The sequence below is a fragment of the Chryseobacterium gleum genome (genome assembly GCF_900636535.1).
In the GTDB taxonomy this organism is placed as follows: domain Bacteria; phylum Bacteroidota; class Bacteroidia; order Flavobacteriales; family Weeksellaceae; genus Chryseobacterium; species Chryseobacterium gleum.
The window spans coordinates 1,503,027-1,525,131 of sequence record NZ_LR134289.1 but is presented as its reverse complement, the minus strand read 5'-3'; the positions used below and the strand labels follow the sequence as shown (position 1 = coordinate 1,525,131).

Below are 22,105 nucleotides of genomic sequence, written 5' to 3'. Positions count from 1 at the left end.
TTTTATAATAGGAAACTAAAACCACTTCAGGATTTTGTTACATCGTATAGAAACCATCCGCTAATTTGATATACTATGAAAAAGCTAATTAACTATTTTCCGGCAGTTGTTGCTTATTTTTTTATATTTTTATTTTGCTATGCAGGCGTCAGTAAAATGAGGGATTTTGAAAATTTCCAGGTTCAGATTGCCCAATCTCCCTTGCTTAGTGCTTATGCGGGTTTTATTTCGTACGCTACCATTATATCTGAAGTGGTTATCGTTTTGCTACTGGTGATACCGAAATTAAGGACGATTGGTCTTTATGCTTCTTTAGGTATAATGTCTTCATTTACTGTATATATTTACCTTATTCTTCATTATAGTGATTTTGTACCCTGTTCGTGTGGCGGTATATTGGAGAAAATGGGCTGGACAGAACATTTGATCTTCAATATTGTTTGTGTTATGGCTGCGATTCTGGCAATACTGATTATTGCAAAATATAGACAGAATGTTTTGGTTGGACCTAGTTTATCAATACTTTGTATTATTGCGATATTTTCTTCGATTGTAACCTATCTTTTTTATTCATCAGAACATATCATAAAAGAAAAAAACAACTTCATCCGAAGGTTCCCACAACATCCTATCATAGAGGAAAAATCTTATGACCTGAAATATAATTCGTATTATTTTGCTGGCGCAACAAATGGTAGAATTTATTTGGGTAATCCCACTTCGCCTTTTGTCCTTCTGGCTATTGACAGGGATTTAGCAAAAGTTGATACTATACGTTTAGTTCCAGATCAGCTTCACACTTTTCATGCAGTAAGATCTTTAGTGACTGATAAGTATCTGTATATGTACGATGGAATTGTTCCGGCGATTTATCGATCAGAACCAAATGATTTCAGTGGTAAAATTAATCAGATAAGTTTTCAAGATGTTTATTTTGATCAACTTGCCGCCATTGGACCTGATAGTTTTGTGTTAAGAACCCAAAGCAATACTACAGGAGGGCTTATCTTGGGAAGCCTTAATCTTAAATCGAAAGAGAAAGTGAAGCTCTATCCAAATATACTTGAAAAACAGGTGGATGGTATTTTTGATGTGGATGGTAAGCTACATTACGATGAATATGGTGGTAAGATCTGGTATGTTTACAGTTACCGAAATCAGGCATTAGGTACCAGCAGGAATCTTGAAAACATTGATAAGATCAAAACCATAGATACCGTAAGCATTTCTAAAATCAGAGTAGTGCAGTTAAAAGACGGAAGGAAAAAGATGTCAGCACCACCTGTCGTCCTAAACCCTAATTCTTTTGCTCATAGAGGGCTGCTGTTTATTCAATCAGGAACAATGGGGCGCTATGAATCCAGGGACCTATGGAATAAAAATGATATTGTAGATGTCTATGATACCGAATCTTCAAAATATTGGGGCAGCTTTTATGTACAACGCCGCGGAAGTAAAAAGATGTCTCAGCTGCTTGTTACTGACCAGTATCTTTTTGTATTGGCAGGAAAACAGATTACCAGCTATCGTATTGCGCAAACTTTAGCCCGTAATTTTAAACATGGGGAAAGCCGAAAACCCGATCAGAGTAGGCATAACAAACAATAATTGTATTATGAAAACACTTAGAAAATTCATCTTACCGGCAGTAGTTGTAATTTTTGGCGCAGGAAGCGCCTTTGCCACCAATGTGAACAAAAATGCTCACAAAGCTGTAAAAGACGGTTATGTATTCAGACCAGGTGAACTGGAGGAATGCCAGAATACCCACATTTCATGCAGTGATACTGGTAGTGTCATTTGTACGGCAAATGTGGGAATGGGTACAGAGAATTTACGTGATCTTAGCGGTACCAGCTGCCCAAACAATCTGTTTGAGATTCCACAAAATTAATTAACATCAAAATTGAAGGATGCTAATCAGCATCCTTCTTTGATAATCCTTTTTCTATCCAGTCAACACTGTTGTCTCCCTTCAGATAAAAATCAAACCAGTCTTCAATCCTAACGGCTATATCCAGCAAATTTTTTGTGTTGGCAAGCCCGTGTCCTTCATTAGGATAAACGATAGCAAATGCAGTTCTACCACTTCTTTTTAGACTGAGAAAATATTCTATAGTCTGTTGCCAATCAATATTCTGATCATTAGAACCAGTCCATAAAAGGATTGGAGCTCTTACAGAATCGGCATTGTAGACCGGACTATTTTTAATGTACAGCTCTTTGTCTGAAAAAAAGGGTTTGGGCATTTCATATTGACCGTTTTCGAACTGCCAGTAAAACGGGCCATTAAATTGATAATTATATGAAAAGTAAGACCGTACCAAATCGCTGTTTCCGGCTCCGGAAATATATGCGGCAAAGCGGTCGGATTGTGTTGCAATATAGTTGGTCTCGTAGCCTCCATGGGAGAATCCGATCAGGCCGACTTTCCGAAAATCAATTTCACTTATATCTTTTATCGTATCAAGGCTGCTATGAACACAAGCCAAAGCCGCTTCACCGGTCCCTCTATTTCCAAGACTAATGTCCGGCAAATACACAAAATAGCCTTTTTGGATAAGATTTCTGATATTGATGCCATCGGAAGGCCCTTCAAAGCCATCTTTAAGATACTTATTTTCAAAGTACCTTTGTTTTTCATAGATACTAACGAGCATCGGGTACTTTACCCCTTGATGGTAATCCAGCGGATAGATAAGAATACCATATAGCTTTTCTCCGTCAGGACCGTAATATTGTACTGTCTTCGATCTCAGATTCTGTAAAGCTGACAGGTCATGCTTATTTGTTATATAAAGTTCTTGCTCTTTTCTATTGTTGTAAAAGATCGTGGGAACGTCCTTCATTGTATTTTTGGTATAGGTTACTGCTTGTGAGCCACTGGCAAGATTAATAGTGCTAATATTTTCAGCCGTGGGCTTTAAAACAATATGAACGGACTTTCCATTGTATAGTGCGAGCGCAGATCGGTTTTCCTCACGATTATAGAACCGAATAATAACTGGTTTTGAAGCATCGTATGTATTAGTTGAAAATTCCTTAATAAAAGTGGAACGTTCACCGTTCAATATTTGAGTTTCGTAACCATCAATCAGTGGCACCTTCTTCGTGATACCCTTTTTTATATCATATTCATATAATAATCCTTTGGATTCGAACAAAATTTTTTCCCCATTATCTGCAAAATAGCATCGTGGAAAGCCATATTTATGATAGCGCGTATATTCCACCGGCAGTTGCTTTTGTGATAGTTCAGAAAGATTGTATAATTTCCAGTATTGATTTTCTAATGTTATTATAAATTCTCCGGTTTTTGAGGCAATAATAATATTGCTTTTTATTGTAAGAGCAGGCTTTTTCGTTGAAATTCCAACCAATTCAGCTTCATAGGTCAAAACGTTCGTCGAATAGTCCTGACCTTTATAAGGATTGTATTTAAAATAATAGTCGGGATTACCAAAGTAAGCGGCTTTATCTTCATCACCGTAGCCGAGCAGCTCTCCTGTATTTGAATCAGTTCTCCACAGATAACTGCACTCAACAGTATCATCATAGAACTTTGTTTCCAGCTTACTGTCATTAGAATACCATATGTCCGGAGCGTTTTTATCATTTCGTTTCTTGTTCACGGTCAATGTCACGAAATACTGGTGTTGAGTAACGGGGAAAACTTTAGCTGATCTGATATTTAGGTCAACCTCCTGGCTGACACTAAATGGCTTTGGTAATTCCTGACCTGTATTGCTTAGGCTAACAATCTGGTTTTTCTTTTTTGCGCTATTTTCTGTCAGGATGATTGTGTTCTCCAGGTTTGAGTCAAGTACAAACTTTATCTTTTCTTCCCCTTCGTATATCTTAAAGATGTCTTTTCCTGAAATCATATATAAAGATTCTTTGGTTCCTTCTGAAACAACTGCAAACTTCCGCTGTTTTGAGATAAGAATAGACCTTACATTTTTTACCATATTAATGGTTTTTCCTTCCTGATCAGCAATTAGGAGATCATCATCTTGTATCAGCAGGATAACATTAAAAACACTGTCGTAAACTGCATCTTTAACATTGTTCCACGATACTTTAGCAGTAGAGGGAAGTTTTAACAGCTCAGACGATTTTTGTCCTCGCAAGAACAGGTATCCATTGGGCGTAAAGGTTGTATATAGAGGAATAACATCAGATTTTTGATAAAATTCCTTATTAGGTTTTTGACGGTCGACAACTACAAGGGTATCACTATTTGAATCGTATGACTTCTGAAAACAAATCCATCTATCATTATGTGATATCTTCAGGAATTTTACATCATACACAGTATTCCTAAATCTCTTGGGAAGGTCTATTGACATTTGTCCCAGGATTTGTACGCAGATTAGCATCACCATTCCCGAATATATTTTCAGCAAAACTTTCATTAATAGCCAGGATTTTGCGGGTTCAGATTTGGGTTCAGGATGAGTTCAGACTGTGGGATTGGCCACAAGCTTCTGAAATTTTGCCAATTGGGTTTATTGGGAGAAAGATCACCCAATCTGTCGAATCGTTTTAGGTCAAAAAATCTCAGTCCACCATCAGTAAAAAATTCCCTTCTTTTTTCTGCTAATATTTCATTTAACAATTGGTCTTTTGAAATTGTATTGCTTATGTTGGCCAAACCTGCTCTGTTTCGTATTTTGTTAATATAAGTAAGCGCATCGCTCACGTTATTTTGCCGTGCCAAAATTTCAGCCATCATACAATACACCTCTTCAATTCTGAATACGATTGAATATTCGTTTGTATTTGAAGATGAATTTTTATATTTTATGCTACCATAATACGTATTTGACCCTGAGGTTATTGTTTTAATCCATAACGATTTCCGCAGGTCCGTGGATGTGAATGTACTTACAAGGTTGTTAGATAATGCATAGTTCTGCGGCACACTTGAAATTAAGTACAATTTTGCCTCTTCCGTGGCATCACCTGCTTTTAGCGGCTTCAATTGCCACATGATATGCTTACCATCTTTTTTAAAAGTCAGATTGAGATCTGTATTTAATTGATATAAAGGGCTGGCAATAATTTCCTCTGCATACATTCTTGCTTTTTCCCATTGTTCCAATAACATATTAGACTGACAAAGCAGCATGACAGCGATATAACGATTGGGATAAATCCTTTCAGCATTTCGGTAATCATTTTTAAGGTAATCTTTTACGGTTTCAAGATCATTTATTATATTCATCAATACCTGTCCAGAAGCAGATTTTCCAATGCTTTGATTGATCGTATAGTCGCTAGAAGTAACATATGGGATGTCCCCAAAGATCTGGGTAAGCCGAAGATGAATTATTGATCTTATTAGAACCGCCTCTCCGATAATTCTATTTTTATCCTCATCTTTTATAGAGGATGATTTTGATACTCCTTCGATGATACTGTTACAGATGTAGATTTCTTTGTATGCATTTGTCCACAATGTTTTTAGAACCGTATTGGTTGGTAATACCTGAGTATTATATATGTCCAGGTAAGCCGTTTGAGACGCCGCCATATAATTATCGAGATCGTCAGCGTAACTTCCCAAGAGTGCTCCCAAGCCTCTTGTCCCGCCAGACAATACGGAATTATACTGTAATTCCGCGTATAAATTACTTAATACAGCATCGGCATTGCCGACGTTACTATATACATCTGTACTGCTAATTTGGTTTGTCGGCTGGTCGGGCTCTATCAAATTGTCGCAGGAGATAAAGTTAAATGCTGTGATCCCAAAAAGAAAAAGTATGTTATATTTATTTCTCATAATTTTAAAAAGTTATTTGACATCCTAAAGAATAAGTTTTCAAAGGGGGAAGATATCCGGTTGACGTAAACTCGGGATCGAGACCGAAATAGTTCGTCCATGTCGCCAGATTTTGTCCCTGAACATATACTAAAGCCTGCTTTATCCATGAAGACCTAACAGGTATTTTGTAGTTTAACTGGATATTTTTTAGCCTTATAAATGATGCATCGCCGATCGCTGCTGTACTTGCGATGTAGTTCGCTGTAAGCGCATTAATCTGTGCATTGGTTCCGGCTGAGTAAGGCATAATAAAACCGCCTTGATTGTTTTGAGACCATACATTTGTAAACGCAGCTGGCTGATTGTTCATATTGCCGGGGTAGGGCATAGTACTTATGTAGTTGTAGTTGGTCTGTTTTACGAACTGGAATAGGAATGACAGGCTCAAGTTTTTGTAGCTAATTTCATTCTGCCATCCGCCAAAGAATTTCGTTCCGATATTTTCAATGGCTTTATTGTCATCGGGACTGCTTATTTTGCCATCCCCATTGTAGTCTTTAAAGAGATATGATCCAGTGCTGGGGTCAATACCTTCATATTGGTATAGCTTGACGATAGAAGTGGGGTAGCCTATTACATACGTATTAGCGTATGATGAACCCTCCAGTCCTGGAAAAGATAACAGTTTGCTTTTGGGAATCGTGATATTGAAGGAAGAGCTCCAATTCCATTTATTACCTCTGATAGGATGTGCTGACAGCTCTACTTCCCATCCGGTATTCTCAACGGTTGCATCCAGGTTGGATTGCACCGATGAAAAACCTGTTGTAGCGGGTAATGGGATTCCAACCAACTGATTGGATGAACGGTTTTGGTAATATGCGGATTGGAGCATCAGCCTATCTTTCAAGAAGCCGAGCTGAATCGCAACCTCCAGTTTTTTTGTTTTTTCCCAGCTGAAATAAGGATTGTAAAGCCTTGATGGATAAAATCCTACGACATCATTGTAGGAACTTGTTGATAAGGTATATGTATCAAGAAACTGGTAGTCACCGATAGCATCGCTTCCGGTCAGACCGAAGCTTCCTCTTAATTTTCCTGTACTGAGCCATCTGCTGTTTTTTAAAAAGCTCTCTTCTGAGAACAACCATGCTGCGCCAAGTGCTCCAAAGTTTGCAAATCTGTTAGCTGAACCAAAGCGGCTGGAACCGTCCCGCCTTGCGGTTAGATTAAGTATATATCGGTTTGCAAATTGATAATTTACTCTTCCATATAGAGAAACATAGCGATAATCAATATCGATTTCGTCTCTGAATGTCTTTGTTGTTGCCGCTGCAATATTGTACAGTAAAGCGTTGCTTGAAAATCCTGTCCCTGTTATGCCTGATTGCTGATTCCTTGTCGTTTGCAATGAACTTCCTACCAAGACCTGCAGTTCATGTCTGTTGATTTTTTTGTTCCACGATAATTGCGGTTCTACTATGAATGAGAATATTTTATTAAGACCCTTTGAGGAAGTTGAATATTGTGGACTGGAACCTGACGTTGAAGCCGGGTTGTACATTGTGTTTGGTTTGACGGCAAATTCTTCAAAGTCCTGAAAGTTCATACCACCATTTATTTTGAAATTTAAGCCAAGCCCTATTAAATAGTCCACATTAAGGCTTTGATTAAACTGTTTCATCGTATTGTTATACACGCCTTCCAGCGAAGCAATTGGATTGGCGAATGTCCCATCTTCCCAATTTAATGTTCCATCTGGCTTATAAAGAGCAGGTGCATTGGGGCTTAAAAACAGGGATCGGTTGGTGAGATCCGTGTTAATTACATTATTATCAGAAGTGCTGAAATTGTTTGTAAATGAGAGGGTCAACTTTTTATTAGGAGATTTATAATTGTAGCTTGACATCAAAGTATTTACCTTATAGCGAAAATTGCCCGGAAAAACTGTGGTTTGCTCAGTATGCCCTCCGCTAATTAAAAAGCTACTGTTGGCTCCTCCGCCACTTAACGAAATCATAGTTGACTGTAACTCTGCCCAATTGCCTATTAAGACTTTTTGCCAATCTGTATATCGCGATTGATCCCATTTTCCATTGATATCGTAGGCATTGGAAGGATAGGTAGCGATTCCAGAATTCGCATAAGCCTGCCTTCTCATTGAAATATACTGCTCGGTATTCATCATTTCCATATGGTTTGCCACCTTACTTAGTCCATAGTTGGTATTCAGGGAAACTTCTAACCGTCCTTTTGTGCCGCGTTTAGTCGTGACGAGAACAACGCCATTCGCACCACGTGTACCGTAGATGGCTGTCGCATCAGCATCTTTAAGGATTTCAATGCTTTCGATATCGTTGGGGTTAATGGAGTTTAGAGGGCTAATATTGCCGGAAGGAAGGATGGCGGCAGAGTTTTGTGCATTGACACGCCCTCCGTATGGAACACCATCGATGATATATAAAGGTTCGTTTCCAGCACTTCTCAGACTGTTTTTGCCACGAATCTGAATATCAAAGCCAGCACCGGGAACTCCCGTACTTTGCGTGATATTCACTCCGGAAACCCGCCCCTGTATAGAAGAAAGAACATTAGTGACAGGCTGGTTTGCAATTTCTTTTGCTGTAACCTTCGCGATATTTCCCGTACTTTCTTTTTCTTTTACTTTGTAATAACCTGCGTTAAGCACAACTTCTTCAATTTGCCTTTCCCTATTGCTTAAAGCAATATTGGCAGTGGATATTGTTCCGATGTCTAGCCGTTGTTCTGCATAATCTGGATGTTTGAAAATAAGAACGGGATTGTTTCCGGCAACTTGGATCTGATATTTCCCGGAAGAATTAGTAATTGTAACTTCTGTACTGCCTTCCTGAAATACCGAGACATTACTGACTGGCTGCCCATTTTGTGTGACCGTTCCCGAGATGGTTCTTACTTGTCCTATTGCCATTCCCGAGACTAGCAGGGTTAAAGTGGCTGAAAGTTGAATACAGCCTAGCCTGCAAAAGTTTTTTTTCATACTTTTGATATAGTTTAATTTATTAGACTTTGCTCTTTCCAACCAGCGTCAACTTTGCGGAAAGGGCTTTTTTATTATGTTTTAGGGGATTCTTAAGTAGTGTTATTCATTCTTTGCTTATTTGATTAATGGTTATTTTTTCTTTTGGATTCCTCTTTCTAAGATGAGGTATGATGCATCAAGCATTTTGCATAAATGCAGGTATGGAACAAAGATTTTACTTTCAGCGGTGTGAGAATAGGTACCCAACGAAAAATAGACAGCCACCGAAATGTAGTACTCGAAATCTTTGATGGAGTATTCTCCAAAAGCCTTTTGAAATACCAGCATTGGGTTTATAAATTCACCATCTGAAAGTGAACCCTGTGCTAATGGCGAATAATTCTCCGCTGGGTCGTTGACTTTCCATCTTTTTTCTTTCTGCAATAGGAGAAAGCAAGCACGAACTAAAGACCGTAAAGCTTGATGAAAATGAAATATCGCCGAAGAATCTTCCGGTATTACAGACTTCTTTTTGCCCGAATAAATCATAATTTGGTTCAATAGTTCTTTGGCAGTAACAAGGTCGTTGAATTGAAAGAATTTTTCAATAAGTTTTATCCTTGAATTCGTTTTACTGCCAGACCAGAACCGTGACTCAAAATCTATTTTTTTGTTTTTCAATAGCTGTCTTTTAGTAGTTTTTGATTTTAAAGACCGTATTGGAGGAAGCCTTACCAGTGCAGAAAACTCCCTGCCTCTACAGGTCGAAATTTAATATGAATGAAAATTGGTGTGAGCTAAAATGCCCCAATGGATGCGCTGCCATTGTAACCTGCCTAATCTTTATAGTAAAAGCAGCTTAGAAATAGTGGAGTAGGCGGACAGCATTAGAATAAAAACGGCGTGGAACTCTACTTACTGGATAGGGGTACTGGCATACCTTGCAACAGATAAGAGAGCCCACGCCGCGCGGTCGTGAGCAATCTGCTTATCGTCTCGTTGCTAAAAAGTGCCAGTTTTTCTATCCGAGATTCTAAGCGAATGCTTTTAATATTTTTTTAAAGTTTCGCAAAAATACATCAATATTTTGATGTTTCAATATGCGAATATAATAAAAATAATTTACATATGTGTAATTGTTAAGGTTGTTTTTTATTACTCCATTTGTTAGTATGAGAAAGCAAACTAAAATTCCAGAATTAACTGATGCAATTTCAGAAGTAATTAAAGACCTTTATAAACAAAGTGGCAAGGCATTGTTAGATGTTAACAATGAATATTTTACTGAATATGGAAAAAATCTTGCTTTGGAGCGGTATACTTCTACTGACCATAATATTACTTGTAGTAAATTATTTGCAATCTGCGATTATTTTGAGATTTCATTGTCAGAATTTTTCAGTAGAGTTGAAGACAAAAATAAGATGCTAAAATTTAAAAAAGATCGAAAAGGAGTATTAGTCAAGAAAGCCTATAAAGAATCATGAAATAGCTAAGAAATAAAATATTTATTCTAAGAGAAGTGATAGCTACGTAAGGCATTGCATCGATAGGTGTAATATTTTTTATTTTCTTTAGTCAGACTTCAAAAAGCTAGTTAGGGTAATAATTTTGTTTTCCTTGGAATCATAAACTGCTTCGACATAGAAATTGAAAAGTTTATACAATGCAAATCTAACATTGCCTTTCTCTGACGTATTGATGAACTCGCCGAGGGTGAATGCCAAGTTGTATTGTTCTTCCTTTGGGAGCTGAGTAAATTCGTAAAAAGATAATTCCTTTTCCATTTATTTTTCACTGATTTCTTTATAATATCTTTCGGAACATTGTTGTAGAACTTCTTCGGTCTCTTTCAGATTTTTGTGTAGAATAACAATCCAGATGGATAGTAAAATAATACATATTGTAGCCAAGATGCTGTAGATTTTCATTGTTTTCATATTTGTATTTTCATAAAGATAACAAACTTTTTCGAAATAGCATTCATATTGTCGTGGAAATGAAAACACAATAGCCCCTCAGGACGTTTGGGACAACAAATAGTAAATTAGTAGGGCTAATGCAGTTTTAAAAAAATGAAAAATTTTGTATCAATATGTTTTTGTATATTGAAGATAAAAGCTGATAAATGAATATCGATGAATTAAGAGAGCTACTTGACCAATTTCTAAATCGGTGGCCTATTGAAAACATTAAAAGTATGTCTTTACAAGAATATGTTGGATTAAAAAATAAAGACACTTTCTGCCAGTGGGTAGAAACTAAAACACGAATGCTAGGAAGTATAAAGGGGATGACTTCTATAAAATTTGGTATTTATCAAAGACAGGATCAGGCCAAAAGACCTAAAAATTACGAAAATGATGATGAATATTCTTGGTTGGCAGCTTACGGAGAGGAGAGGGGAGCAGCATTTAAAAAAGTACAAGATGAAATCATAAAAATTATTCAGCTGTCTGAACTTGGAAAATTTGAGCAAATTGATGATTTAGTTTTGCCTGATCTGTTTAAGTGGAAGGTTGCGTTTTTATATTCTAATGAGAGGCTTATCCCAATTTTCAAGAATGATGTTTTAATTAAAATAGCTGAACATTTTGGTCTGAAAACAAATCGGCGTACAACAATTTCACAAATACAAAATGTGATGATGCAAAATAAGCCTGTAAATCTGGATGTATATTCTTTTATGAGGCAACTTTATGACCAGTTCGGAAATACTGAAAATGCCGTCGATGTTGCGGTTGCGATACATCATCTAAGAAAAAAATTACGGTCAAGGAAAGCCGCAAGCAAAATAAATACGGAAGAACATATTAGGACTACTGTAGCCCGTTCTTTTATTGCTCAAAAGAAACATGGTAAGATTCAGCAAGCACTGTATAAGTTACTATGTGCTCAATATGGTGAAAAAAACGTGTTTCCTGAAGAAAATTTTGTTGATATAAAACTTATTCAAAAGGACTACATTACTTTTTATGAAGTAAAATCATCATCTTATGCTTCTGAATGTATAAAAGAAGCTCTGGGACAGGTTTTACTATATTCATTTAATGACTGCGATGAAAGGCCAAAAAAACATATTGTGGTTGGACAATATCCGGCAAACGATAGTGATAAAAAGTACATTGAATTTTTAAAACAGAATTTGAAACTGGAATTTGATTATATAAATATCGAAATAGAATAGATATTTCCTGGAGAGAAATTTTCACAACATCACTATAAAGCTAAACTACTAAATAATAACCATGTTCGGACATCTAATAAAATTTTCAGAAGCTTACGAGGAGCCCTTTCCTAGTAAACCTTTGGATTTAATCGCAGAAATTCCAAAAGAAGAACTCATTGCTACGGTTGTAGCTATAAATTCAAAAATAAATCCTGTCTATAGCTCATACATAGATGATTCGCGCGAAACGCAAGTAGCTTGCTTAAGATTTTTATTTTTGGATAATCATAATAACCTAGAGGATTCAAATTGTTTAGATTTTATAAATGAATATTTAAAAACACCGCAAAATTATGTTCTATTTTCGCGGGTAACCTGTCTCTATGCTTTGCAGGAAATTTTAAATTCTAACAATTTTACAGAGAAGACACCTCGGTATACAATTCAGAATAGGGAGCAAATTCTTCGATATCTGCTATGTGTAAACAGCAATGTTTTGGTATTTGACCAAGAATACAGGTCAAGTGGTTATGAAAAACTCGGTGAAAGATTTTTCGAGTTTTTTATGTTTAAAGAATTACCCCAAAATCAATATTATCATAGCCTTAACCCCGTCAATTTCCTTTATAAGTCATTTTCATTACTTACAACAATTGAGAAAGATGAATTTTTTGGTAAACATTTTTCTGATTATCTGAAAAAGACTTTCAAGATTGAATCCTTGATAGAGTTCTTCAAATTTTTAGCTTATACCTACTTTAAAAGCTTCGACAATAAGTTGGATGTTAGTTACATTAATATTTTAGCAGACAATAGGGAATATGTAGATATCCTTGATGCTTTTAGTAAACGAAATGTAACTGGAAAAATTGAGAAAACAGATTTAAAAATTTTCGATTTTATGGAAATCAAGAAGAATCCTTTATTTAGAGCAAGTGATGAATATAATAGAAATTTAATAACTTATTTAATTCTTGACAATAAATTATTGCTTGAAAAAACATACTCTTTATTCATCAATGATTTCTGGTTTGATTATTTAAAACCTTTTAATATTTGTAATAGAAATGATTGGGGAAATTTCATCGGGGATAAATTTTTTGAACCCTTTATTGAAAATATTTTTTCAGAAGCCTTCAGAGATAACCCAAGAGTAGTTTTCAGACATACTAATGACTTAAAATTTAAACTGGATGGAAGAAATGAAATTGAATATGCCGATTACTATATTCGTGAAAAAAACAAGATTATACTGGCAGAAGCAAAAAGTAATTACCTTCCCTTAGTTAATGGGTATAAAACCGTTAAAACGCTTGAGGATTTTGACAAAATTGACTTTGAAAAATTTTACAAAGATTATGGCTTAATACAGCTTGCGAAAAAGACTATTAAAGAATTCCATAACTACAAACATTATATAAAAGATCCTTTATTTGATTTTAGTAGAAAAGTTCATCTATATCCCACTTTGATTGTAAATGATTTTATTTTCAGTTCCGGTTATACTTCAATGGCATTTAAGCGCAAATTTGAGAGTTTGCTTCTCTCCGAAAATATTGAAATAGAAAATGAATTGCATAAAATTCACCCGCTGACCATCATAAATGTTGCTGATCTGCAAAATATAAAAATGTCACTTCAATTAAGAAAGCAAAGTATTTTCAATATATTTAGGCATTATCATTCTTGTTCAGGGTATGAAGCTATTCAAAGAACCGGAGAAACAACTAGAGGCTTGTTAACGGTTGAGCATTCAATAAACAAATTAATAAAATCAAATTTAGTAGCCAACAAGAAGTTTGATTGGATTGAGAATTAAATGTGCACTTATGGGCCAAAGGATTGAGTGGCGTACAATTTTATATTTAGAAGGATTTAATATTTTGCTATTTTTGTAGTATGAGTGATATAGATAAATTAACGGTTATTGATAGAGATTTAGTTGAAAATATTAAATCTATAATCTTATCGTCAAGAAAAAGTTTATCTCAACGTGTCAATCAGGAATTGATTTTTACTTATTGGAGAATCGGTAAAGAGATTGTCGATACAGAACAGAAGAATAATTTAGATAATCAGTCATCAAGGCAGATAATTTTGAATTTATCAAAACTTCTTACAAAGGAAATTGGAAAAGGATTTTCTCGTTCCAACCTTTTTAATATGAGAAAGCTTTATACCGAATATCCGGATGTCCAGTCGCTGACTGGACACTTAACCTGGACACATTTTTGTGAGCTTTTAATTATAGAAGATAAAGCAAAACGTAGTTTCTATGAGAAAGAAACCGTAAATTCAAACTGGTCTATTCGGGAATTGAAAAGACAAATTGATAGTTCCTTATATGAAAGACTTTTGCTTTCACAAGGGTCTAAGAATAAAGAAAAAGTTCTAGAATTAGCTCGAAAAGGACAGGAAATAGCAAATGCGGGTGATATTTTAAAAAATCCTTATGTTTTTGAATTTCTTGGAATTCCTGAGAATAAGCCAATTTTAGAAAAAGATTTGGAAGCAAAACTAATCAGGCATATCGAAGATTTTTTGTTGGAATTAGGGCGTGGATTTATGTTTGTCGGTTCCCAGCAAAGAATAACTATCAATAATAACCATTATTACGTCGATATGGTGTTTTACAACAAGATTCTACGATCGTATATCCTCATCGAGCTTAAAACAACTAAACTTAACATTGCTGACGGAGGTCAATTAAATACATACTTAAACTATTACAAAACAGAAATTAACGATGATAATGATAATCCACCAATAGGAATAATTCTGTGCGCTGAAAAAGACGATATCACAGCAGAGTATATCTTAGGAGGATTTGAAAATAATGTATTTGCTTCAAAATATGTAACAATTTTACCTGATAAGCAAGAGCTTATAGAGGAAGTTGAAAATGCATTGAAAGAATAAGTAGTTTTATAATGCATATTTTCGGCGCGAAAACATGATCCGTAATATTAATCTTAAATTTTCTTAAATATTTTCCGTTATAAAACAAGATATATATATTTGTATTGAATCTCATCTATAATTGAGTTTTCATGGTTATTAGTTTTTAGTCCCCGGATGAGTTGGGGACTTTTTTTATGAAGGTAAAGAGCTTTACTTCTTTGATTTTTAATCATTATTACGTATTTTTATGTTAGTAACTATAATTTAAAAAAACTAATGATAAAGACCATTTTTATTCCAGCATATTTTAAGCCTATTCTGCAAAATGTCAGTGAAAATATTCCCACCGGAGAAACAAAACGAAATTGGTTAGGAGCTGAAAAGCCAATCACAAAAAGAATCGTATCAGAAAAAGTTGTTGGTTGGTCAGATTCGGAAATTGATGGAGAGCGATTGTCTAATGATATAAACAGCGAAGTGGAAAAGTGGTCTTCTAAAAATGTCAGAATTATCTCAATTTCTCCAATTACATCAGGTCGCTACAATTATCAATATAGTTCACAAGGTATTTCGAGTTCACCTCGGCTTTTATCTGATACAGAAAAAGTAAGTGGGGGTGGAAGCTATGGGTTCGGATATGGATATAGTTATACGGAAGGAGTGTTGATTTGTATTGAAATCTTGGAAGACAAAAATTGAATTTTTATAGGCCGGCTTTCTGACCAATTTCGATTAGAAGTATCCACAGAGCCATAATATTATTGTATGTAAATAACTATCTTATTTCAACGTTTTCTATCTGATTCGAGAACTCTTGTTCTGATATCTCTTTGATTGAAGTTTTGAGATATTCCATATCTTTATAAAAATCCTCTTCTTTAAAATTCATTGAATCAACTTGAAAATCGAGCATGATTGAATCATCAATAAGGTTAGAAACGTAAACATTCTTATTTTTCTTAAAGATATTTTCAATGATTTCTTTTTCGTTTTGAAATAATGGTCTCTTAATATTAAAATTGATAACTAAATCAGGATAATACTTAGGGATAATGATGTAACTCAGATTGTTTATTTTTTCATATTTTTTTTCTTGGCTTAGTGTTTTTTTTAACTCATCGAAGGGAAAATCTTTACACCATTCGAAGTCTACTTTTTTACCCTCAAGATTACTTTTTTGAATCGCTTTCAAATCATTGAAATCTGAGGATTTCCAGCAAATTGTAATCGGATATATTTTATCAGCATCATGAATGTAGACATGTGCAGGAATATAAATATATCCGTCTGATATACTTTGATTTAAATCTTCCATTCCGATTATAAGCTTGATTGGATTTTTCAGATTTTTATCCAAATTATTTAACTTGTATAATTTCTCTTCAAGCTGGATCGATAACTCAGACTTAAAGGATTCTGAAAAATCAAAATCTCTGGTAAACAGTATCCAATCTTGTTTCATAGTATTTTCTTTTGTTTGAGATTTTAAAATGAAAAAGCAAAAGCTTAAAATAATTGTGTATATTAATTTAAATGATAATCCCTTCATGTTATCTATTTTCAAATTCAGCGTATAGATTCGGGCATAGTTTTTTCCTGCTTTCCAGATTTCCTTCTTGCCAATTGAACTCAAATTGAGGATAATTTCCTTCCTTTGTCCGGAAATTATTTTCGTCTATATAATCGTACAGTTCTTTGCCTGTTGTATTCTTAAACGCTTTAAGAGCTACATACCAGAAAAGTTCAAATTCGAACATACCTTCATCACCATGATCTTTTTGGGAAATCAAAGTGTCCGGATTTTCTTTTGCTTTGTAATAGACGTCTCTACCACGTGAAATTACCCAATTCCTAAAGTACTCAAAACCATCATCGGAACATCCATCGTTCATAATGTAAGCTGCACACCACATTTCCGAGGTATAGGTATCATAAAGAAGTTTATCGGTTCTTAATCTGAAACCTACCATTTGTTTTGGAGTAAGTTTTGATATCTCCGAAACCAGATATTTTTCTTGTTCATTTTGATTCGATGAATTTTTAACGGATGAATCTACAATCTTCCAAAATAAATTTTCATCAAGCATTTCCGCTGTTTTTTCAAGTCTTAAACTATAAGCATTTGGCGTTATTACAGGCTCAGACTTTTCGTTTTTTCCGAATAAATTCTTCAAAAATTTCATATCATTATTATTTGAATTAGTACAAGATATATTTAATACAAATAGTATTAGTAATGTAAATGCAGACTTGATCATGTAATTATTAGTTTAAATTAAATTCATAGTTTTTTTACAATTAAAATGTGTGTTAAGCTGAGATTTATCAATAAAGATTATTTTCTTTTTTCCAAACTGCCAATTCTTTAGGGTGCTCCTTGTCATTGGGATAATTTTCTTTTATGAACTCGAATTGCTTTTTGGTGAGCAATACCATTCTTCCATCATTTTGGGATGATATAGGGTAAAATCTTTCTTCACTATTCTGTATTTCTAATTCTTCGTTCAACATCTCGATAAACATGACGTAAGCAATGTTCCAATCCTGCTTACTAAAATTATTGTCAAAAGCAATATATTCTCTGCTGTTCAATTCTATTGTATGTCTCCAATGCTTTTCATTTTGAAAGCTTTTTTCATTGGAATAATTTAATTTCAAGCCCAGTTTCTCAAAGACAGGTTTTACAGTTTTCAAGTAATTTATCAAGCCTCCAACTTTAAAGAGTTCTTCACTATCAATAAAATAAAAACGGTTATCCAGAAATTCCAGTGTCTCTCCTCGGAGTGCACCTTCAAAAAAATTATTCTCATTATAAGCTCGGGCTAATTCCTCTTTTTCATCATTAAGGTCAGACTTTTCTGTCAGATTAAAGAAATTGAGTTTTTCCAGTTTATTAACGATTTCTGTCCCGTTGGATTTTCTTTTTTTTATATTTATAGTAGGTTTTACGGCGATGGAATTACTGTTTTCTAATTTTGAATTGCATCCAAGTGCAAAAAAGCTGAAAATTAGGTAATGAATTTTTTTCATTTTGTTTATTACTTGAGAATTTATAGGGAAAGAATTAGAACTTTAAATCTTAATTTCAAAATAGATAATACTTATCGACACTAAAAATTGCGGATTTGAATAAAATATGAGGATTCTTTTAATTGTTGCTTTGAAATGATACACACTAGTCCCACCAAAGGAAAAATTCATTAGAATCTGCAAGTGATTTCTCCAATTCCTCTATACTTCCAACACCTTGGTCTACGATGTCGGGACAAAAATCATAGACTTCTTTTGCAAATTTCGGAATGTTTGCGGGTTTATTTTTAAACTTCCCAGAAACAAAATCAGGGCCGACTGCCTCCAGCTCAATCCCGTATTTGGAATCCCAATCTTTTAATTTATTGATTATCATTTGGGTGTCAATATCATAGTTTACGCCATTTGTTGCTTCAAAGAGCAATGGTTCCAACTTATTATTAGATTGGAGAATAGTAATTATATCATCTTCATTACCGTAATTTTCTGCGGATTTGTAAACAATCAATTTCTTATCTTTCAGTTCCCGTGCGAATTTTTTGACAATTAGATCTGCATTTTCAGCTTTTGCCCTAATTATTATTGCCGCCGGTAAATTTTTTGAGTAATTTTTGAGATTTCGAAAATACTCAAAAAGAATCTCCCTGTCTTTATTCCCTTTTGCCACTTCAAAAACACCCATTGACAATCCTTTAATTTTTTCCGCAGTTCCTTGGTCTAAATTGATTTCTTGGGTGAGCTTTATCTCATTAGCATTAAGATTCTTGGTCTTCTCACAAGAAACAAATACTAAAAGACATAATAAGTTAATAATGATACTTTTCATTTGTGTTTTATATTATCTATTGATAATGAATTCATGTTCATCAAATATTGCAAAAAAGCAAAGTTTATAATGAATATTTATCTTTTATAGCAAGAAATTTACGAAAAATTATATTAGTTATAAAAATTTTTTAACACTTCACTTTTTAGTGTTGTTTTTGAGAATTTATTATATCAATGTTTAATAATAAGGAAAAAAAGAACAAACATATTTTAAGATAAGTGATACAAGGTTCAATGTCATAGTAATACCACAATTACTTAAAAGCCTATCAATAGGTTTTCTAATAGCAACTATAATCCTAAATCTATCTTATCTCCAGTACTAAAACAACGCAGATAAAATTGAACTTTAAATGTTACATGAACTCAACCATATCTAGAAATCTTAAAATTATATAAATTCAAAATATTAAAATATAAATTTTCAAGCCTTTTTCATCAATACTTTTGATCGATCAAAAAAATAAATAATTATGAAAAAAGCAATTTTATTAGCTGCCTTCGGAGTAGCTGGGTTAGTAAGTGCCAAAACAGCTGACTTAAAAATTTCAGAGAAACAAGTTGAAAAAATTGAAAAAACTAAAACTTCTTTTCAGCTTTGCGGAGTCAACGTTAATTTTTATGATAGTGAAGGGAACTGGACAGGCTCTCAATGGTTCGTAACTGATGCTCCAACGCTTTCATCTTGTCAAGTATTTCAAACTATTGTCAAATGGAATTTATCGCAGGCAGGCTATACTGTTACGGCTGAATAGTTATGAATTTAAAAAAAATAGCTTTTACGATTTTTTTCGTAATGTTTTTTTTACATGGACTTGCACAGCAAGTCCATGTAAAATATCATCATGTCAGATCACCTATTGCGACTTTGTACGAAGACCTCTATGTGAAAGATAATGATGTTATATCCATTCAGGATTCTATTATTAATTTTAATTCGGGAGGTACTACTTCGGCAGTTAAGCAGACAGGAAAGCCGGTAAGTAAAAACTATTTTATTTCAAAACTTAAAGACAACGGCAAAACAAAAGATTTCTTTTTTACAGGCTTAGACAGAGATACAAAGTATTTTATTCATGATAATGTTGCTAAACCAGTATGGAAGATCGACGAAACAAAAACAAAAAAGATTCTTGGATATGATTGCATAAAGGCAACCGCCAATTTTAGAGGATCGGAGGTCACAGCGTATTTTACCAAAGAATTACCATATTCGGCAGGGCCTTTTAAATTCTTTGGCTTGCCAGGAGTAATATTAGATATCAGAGAGGACAATAAAAATTTCAATATATGGAAGGCTGAAAAAGTGGAATTATCAGTCGATCCAACCATTAATTTTACCCCTAAGCTAAGCAGTTATCCCAAAATGACTATGAAGGAATTTATAGATATGAAAGAAGGATCACAAAATAAAGAAATGTCAGACATTTTAAGTAAGATGCCACAGGGTACAAGACTGGATAACGGAATATCAAAAAAGAGACTTGGTTTGGAAAAATCATTTGAATGGGAGCTACTGTACTCTCATTAGTAGTATAATTGTAAAAAGGCACTGTAAAAGTGCCTTTTATTTTTCTATATTAATGGTTTTTACGATTACTACTATTTTTACGGTTACCTTTGTATAATCCCGTTGGGCTAAAAATTTTTTTTTCTGAAGGTTATATGACTCAAATATAAATAAACCGACATATTGGTTGTAATTACTTTCTATTATTTCTTTTCTACAGAAGCTGTAAATGAATTGATGACAGGTCACACTTACTGTTAGTTTCATGATTCTTAAAATCGTAGTGTCTTTGAAAAAGATAACGAAACGAAGGTTAAGCTTCAACAAAAACCTAGCATTTTTACCTACACCGATATTGAGGCTGATAAGAAATGAATCTTTAATGTCAAGTTTTATTTTATACTCAACACTTTATGTAAATGTATATAGATCTAAAAAACAAAACGACACTTTTAATATGAAATATAACTATCTTGTTTTTTTTGATATTTTTATTATTTGCTCAAAATATACAAGCTCAACAATCGGATGAGCAGGCAAAAATATTGATTAGCGAACAGGCAAAAAGTGAAGTTCTGGGTTCGCTTTTTCAAAAGCTAAATGATTATTATGTTTTTCCTGAGGTCGCCGTCAAAGTTGAAAATACACTCAAGCATGCAAAAAGAAAGGCTACTATTTAAAAATTAACGATGCTAAAACCTTTGCAGAAACTTTAACCAATCAACTTCTTTCGATTACTCACGATAAATATTTGAGAGTATCTTACCATGAAGAGGATTACAATCGGTCACAAACATTGATGGAGGCTGAAAAAGAGAAGGTAGAAAAGGTCCGACGATTTAGAATTCAGAAAAATTTTGGATTTACGAAAATTGATATACTGGAGGGAAATATCGGATATGAAAATAGATGCATTTTTTCCTGTTGATGATGCTGCCCCTATAGCAACTGCCGCAATTAATTATTTAGCAAACACTGATGCATTAATCATCGACCTTAGGGCAAATCACGGCGGCGAACCGGAAATGGTACAGTTCCTGGCAAGTCATTTTTTCGATTCTAATCCTGTACATTTAAACGATTTGTATTGGAGAGAAGGTAATAAAAGTGTACAATATTGGACCTTGCCATATGTGCCGGCAAAACGGTATTTAAACAAACCATTATACATCATCATTGATGATAAAACATTTTCAGCTGGTGAGGAATTTACCTATGATCTGCGGGTATTAAAAAGAGCAACCGTATTCGGCAAAATTTCGGCAGGTGGCGCGAATCCTAGCGATGAGGTTAAAATTAAAGGACCATTTGTTGCTTTTATTCCTAACTGCAGGCCTATTAATCCTGTAACAAAAACAAATTGGGAAGGAACGGGCGTAACACCTGATATCGAAATTTTAGAAAAGGATGTATTACTGCAAACACAAATTTTTGCACTGCAAGAACTTGGTAAAAGCACTACTAACAAAAAAGTAAAAGATTATTTCGAAAAGAATCTGGATAAAATACAAACAGATTCAACAACAGCTATAAGATAACAATCGTATGAATTAGCATTCGACTCCTAGTATTCTTAAATTTCGACTCGCTGTCGGACGGACAAAGTATTGAAAATGTTTTGCTCGAATGGTTCTGCACAGAAATGGTCTGCATTTTTCTTGTAACAAGCATTACGCTAAAGATAGTTAACTAAGCAAAAAATTGACGATGGGTAATTTCGTACCTGTTAGTGCATTTTTTCCATATTCGGCTTTTTTAAATAACTATATTTGAATTTGAAACCTTTAAAAACAAATAGTTATGAGAATAATAATAATTTTGATTTGACTGATCATCTGAAGTATCCTTCAGGCACTTCGCCAATTTCTTTTCCATTATTATCTGCAAGCTAATACA

20 protein-coding genes are annotated in these 22,105 nt (G+C 34.1%); 11 read left to right on the top strand and 9 right to left on the bottom strand.

Features of this window, described 5'->3' with window-relative positions; translation table 11 throughout:
• Positions 1-75: 75 nt before the first annotated feature.
• Together EL165_RS06965 and EL165_RS06960 are read left to right on the top strand one after the other, a co-directional pair.
• Positions 76-1,608 carry a DoxX family protein gene (locus EL165_RS06965; RefSeq protein WP_002978338.1) on the top strand — a complete coding sequence of 511 codons (1,533 nt, stop codon included), beginning with the start codon at positions 76-78 and terminating at the stop codon, positions 1,606-1,608.
• A 7-nt stretch (positions 1,609-1,615) separates the two neighbouring features.
• Positions 1,616-1,894: a DUF6520 family protein gene (locus EL165_RS06960; RefSeq protein WP_002978340.1), complete on the top strand. Its 279-nt coding sequence runs from the start codon at positions 1,616-1,618 to the stop codon at positions 1,892-1,894.
• Positions 1,895-1,916: 22 nt separating this feature from the next.
• Here EL165_RS06960 and EL165_RS06955 read toward each other — a convergent pair whose 3' ends face one another.
• The 4 genes from EL165_RS06955 to EL165_RS06940 form a co-directional block, all read right to left on the bottom strand.
• Entirely contained in the window at positions 1,917-4,415 is a 2,499-nt protein-coding gene (locus tag EL165_RS06955; RefSeq protein WP_002978341.1) for an alpha/beta hydrolase family protein, read from the bottom strand.
• Positions 4,415-5,788, bottom strand: a complete 1,374-nt coding sequence (locus EL165_RS06950) for a RagB/SusD family nutrient uptake outer membrane protein (protein WP_002978343.1) — start codon at positions 5,786-5,788, stop codon at positions 4,415-4,417. The genes EL165_RS06955 and EL165_RS06950 overlap by 1 nt, the downstream gene beginning before the upstream one ends.
• Positions 5,789-5,792: 4 nt before the next feature.
• Entirely contained in the window at positions 5,793-8,789 is a 2,997-nt protein-coding gene (locus EL165_RS06945; RefSeq protein WP_002978345.1) for a SusC/RagA family TonB-linked outer membrane protein, read from the bottom strand.
• 132 nt (positions 8,790-8,921) lie between these two features.
• Positions 8,922-9,452: a hypothetical protein gene (locus EL165_RS06940; protein ID WP_002978347.1), complete on the bottom strand. Its 531-nt coding sequence runs from the start codon at positions 9,450-9,452 to the stop codon at positions 8,922-8,924.
• 491 nt (positions 9,453-9,943) lie between these two features.
• On the opposite strand from EL165_RS06940, the gene EL165_RS06935 reads away from it, so the two are divergent.
• Complete coding sequence (locus EL165_RS06935) at positions 9,944-10,258, top strand: hypothetical protein (protein WP_002978349.1); 315 nt, start codon at positions 9,944-9,946, stop codon at positions 10,256-10,258.
• A 300-nt stretch (positions 10,259-10,558) separates the two neighbouring features.
• On the opposite strand, the gene EL165_RS25780 is transcribed toward EL165_RS06935, so the two are convergent.
• Positions 10,559-10,711, bottom strand: a complete 153-nt coding sequence (locus EL165_RS25780; protein WP_002978352.1) for a hypothetical protein — start codon at positions 10,709-10,711, stop codon at positions 10,559-10,561.
• 188 nt (positions 10,712-10,899) lie between these two features.
• Here EL165_RS25780 and EL165_RS06925 point away from each other — a divergent pair, with 188 nt between their 5' ends.
• The 4 genes from EL165_RS06925 (at position 10,900) to EL165_RS06910 (ending at position 15,540) form a co-directional block, all read left to right on the top strand.
• Positions 10,900-11,958: a hypothetical protein gene (locus EL165_RS06925; RefSeq protein WP_002978353.1), complete on the top strand. Its 1,059-nt coding sequence runs from the start codon at positions 10,900-10,902 to the stop codon at positions 11,956-11,958.
• Between the two features lie 61 nt (positions 11,959-12,019).
• A complete protein-coding gene (locus EL165_RS06920; protein WP_002978355.1) occupies positions 12,020-13,759 on the top strand; it encodes a hypothetical protein in 1,740 nt (579 codons plus the stop codon).
• Positions 13,760-13,839: 80 nt separating this feature from the next.
• Positions 13,840-14,859 (top strand): PDDEXK nuclease domain-containing protein, encoded by a 1,020-nt coding sequence (locus EL165_RS06915; RefSeq protein WP_002978357.1) that lies wholly within the window; start codon positions 13,840-13,842, stop codon positions 14,857-14,859.
• Between the two features lie 258 nt (positions 14,860-15,117).
• Positions 15,118-15,540 carry a hypothetical protein gene (locus tag EL165_RS06910; protein WP_002978358.1) on the top strand — a complete coding sequence of 141 codons (423 nt, stop codon included), beginning with the start codon at positions 15,118-15,120 and terminating at the stop codon, positions 15,538-15,540.
• 76 nt (positions 15,541-15,616) lie between these two features.
• Here EL165_RS06910 and EL165_RS06905 read toward each other — a convergent pair whose 3' ends face one another.
• The 4 genes from EL165_RS06905 to EL165_RS06890 form a co-directional block, all read right to left on the bottom strand.
• On the bottom strand, positions 15,617-16,390 hold the full coding sequence (locus EL165_RS06905; RefSeq protein WP_041461440.1) for a hypothetical protein: 774 nt from the start codon (positions 16,388-16,390) through the stop codon (positions 15,617-15,619).
• Between the two features lies 1 nt (position 16,391).
• Positions 16,392-17,024: a DUF4240 domain-containing protein gene (locus EL165_RS06900; protein WP_041461441.1), complete on the bottom strand. Its 633-nt coding sequence runs from the start codon at positions 17,022-17,024 to the stop codon at positions 16,392-16,394.
• Between the two features lie 142 nt (positions 17,025-17,166).
• Complete coding sequence (locus EL165_RS06895) at positions 17,167-17,871, bottom strand: hypothetical protein (RefSeq protein WP_002978364.1); 705 nt, start codon at positions 17,869-17,871, stop codon at positions 17,167-17,169.
• Positions 17,872-18,016: 145 nt separating this feature from the next.
• Positions 18,017-18,697, bottom strand: coding sequence for a DUF4253 domain-containing protein (locus EL165_RS06890; protein WP_002978366.1), 681 nt, complete (start codon positions 18,695-18,697; stop codon positions 18,017-18,019).
• A gap of 475 nt (positions 18,698-19,172) precedes the next feature.
• Between EL165_RS06890 and EL165_RS06885 the strand changes: the two genes are divergently transcribed.
• The 4 genes from EL165_RS06885 (at position 19,173) to EL165_RS06870 (ending at position 21,747) form a co-directional block, all read left to right on the top strand.
• The gene (locus tag EL165_RS06885) at positions 19,173-19,454 is read left to right on the top strand and encodes a hypothetical protein (protein ID WP_002978368.1); all 282 of its coding nucleotides are present in this window, start codon (positions 19,173-19,175) and stop codon (positions 19,452-19,454) included.
• A gap of 41 nt (positions 19,455-19,495) precedes the next feature.
• A complete protein-coding gene (locus tag EL165_RS06880; RefSeq protein ID WP_041461714.1) occupies positions 19,496-20,230 on the top strand; it encodes a GLPGLI family protein in 735 nt (244 codons plus the stop codon).
• A gap of 461 nt (positions 20,231-20,691) precedes the next feature.
• Positions 20,692-20,889 (top strand): hypothetical protein, encoded by a 198-nt coding sequence (locus EL165_RS06875; RefSeq protein WP_002978374.1) that lies wholly within the window; start codon positions 20,692-20,694, stop codon positions 20,887-20,889.
• 219 nt (positions 20,890-21,108) lie between these two features.
• On the top strand, positions 21,109-21,747 hold the full coding sequence (locus tag EL165_RS06870; RefSeq protein WP_002978379.1) for a S41 family peptidase: 639 nt from the start codon (positions 21,109-21,111) through the stop codon (positions 21,745-21,747).
• Positions 21,748-22,105 lie beyond the last annotated feature (358 nt).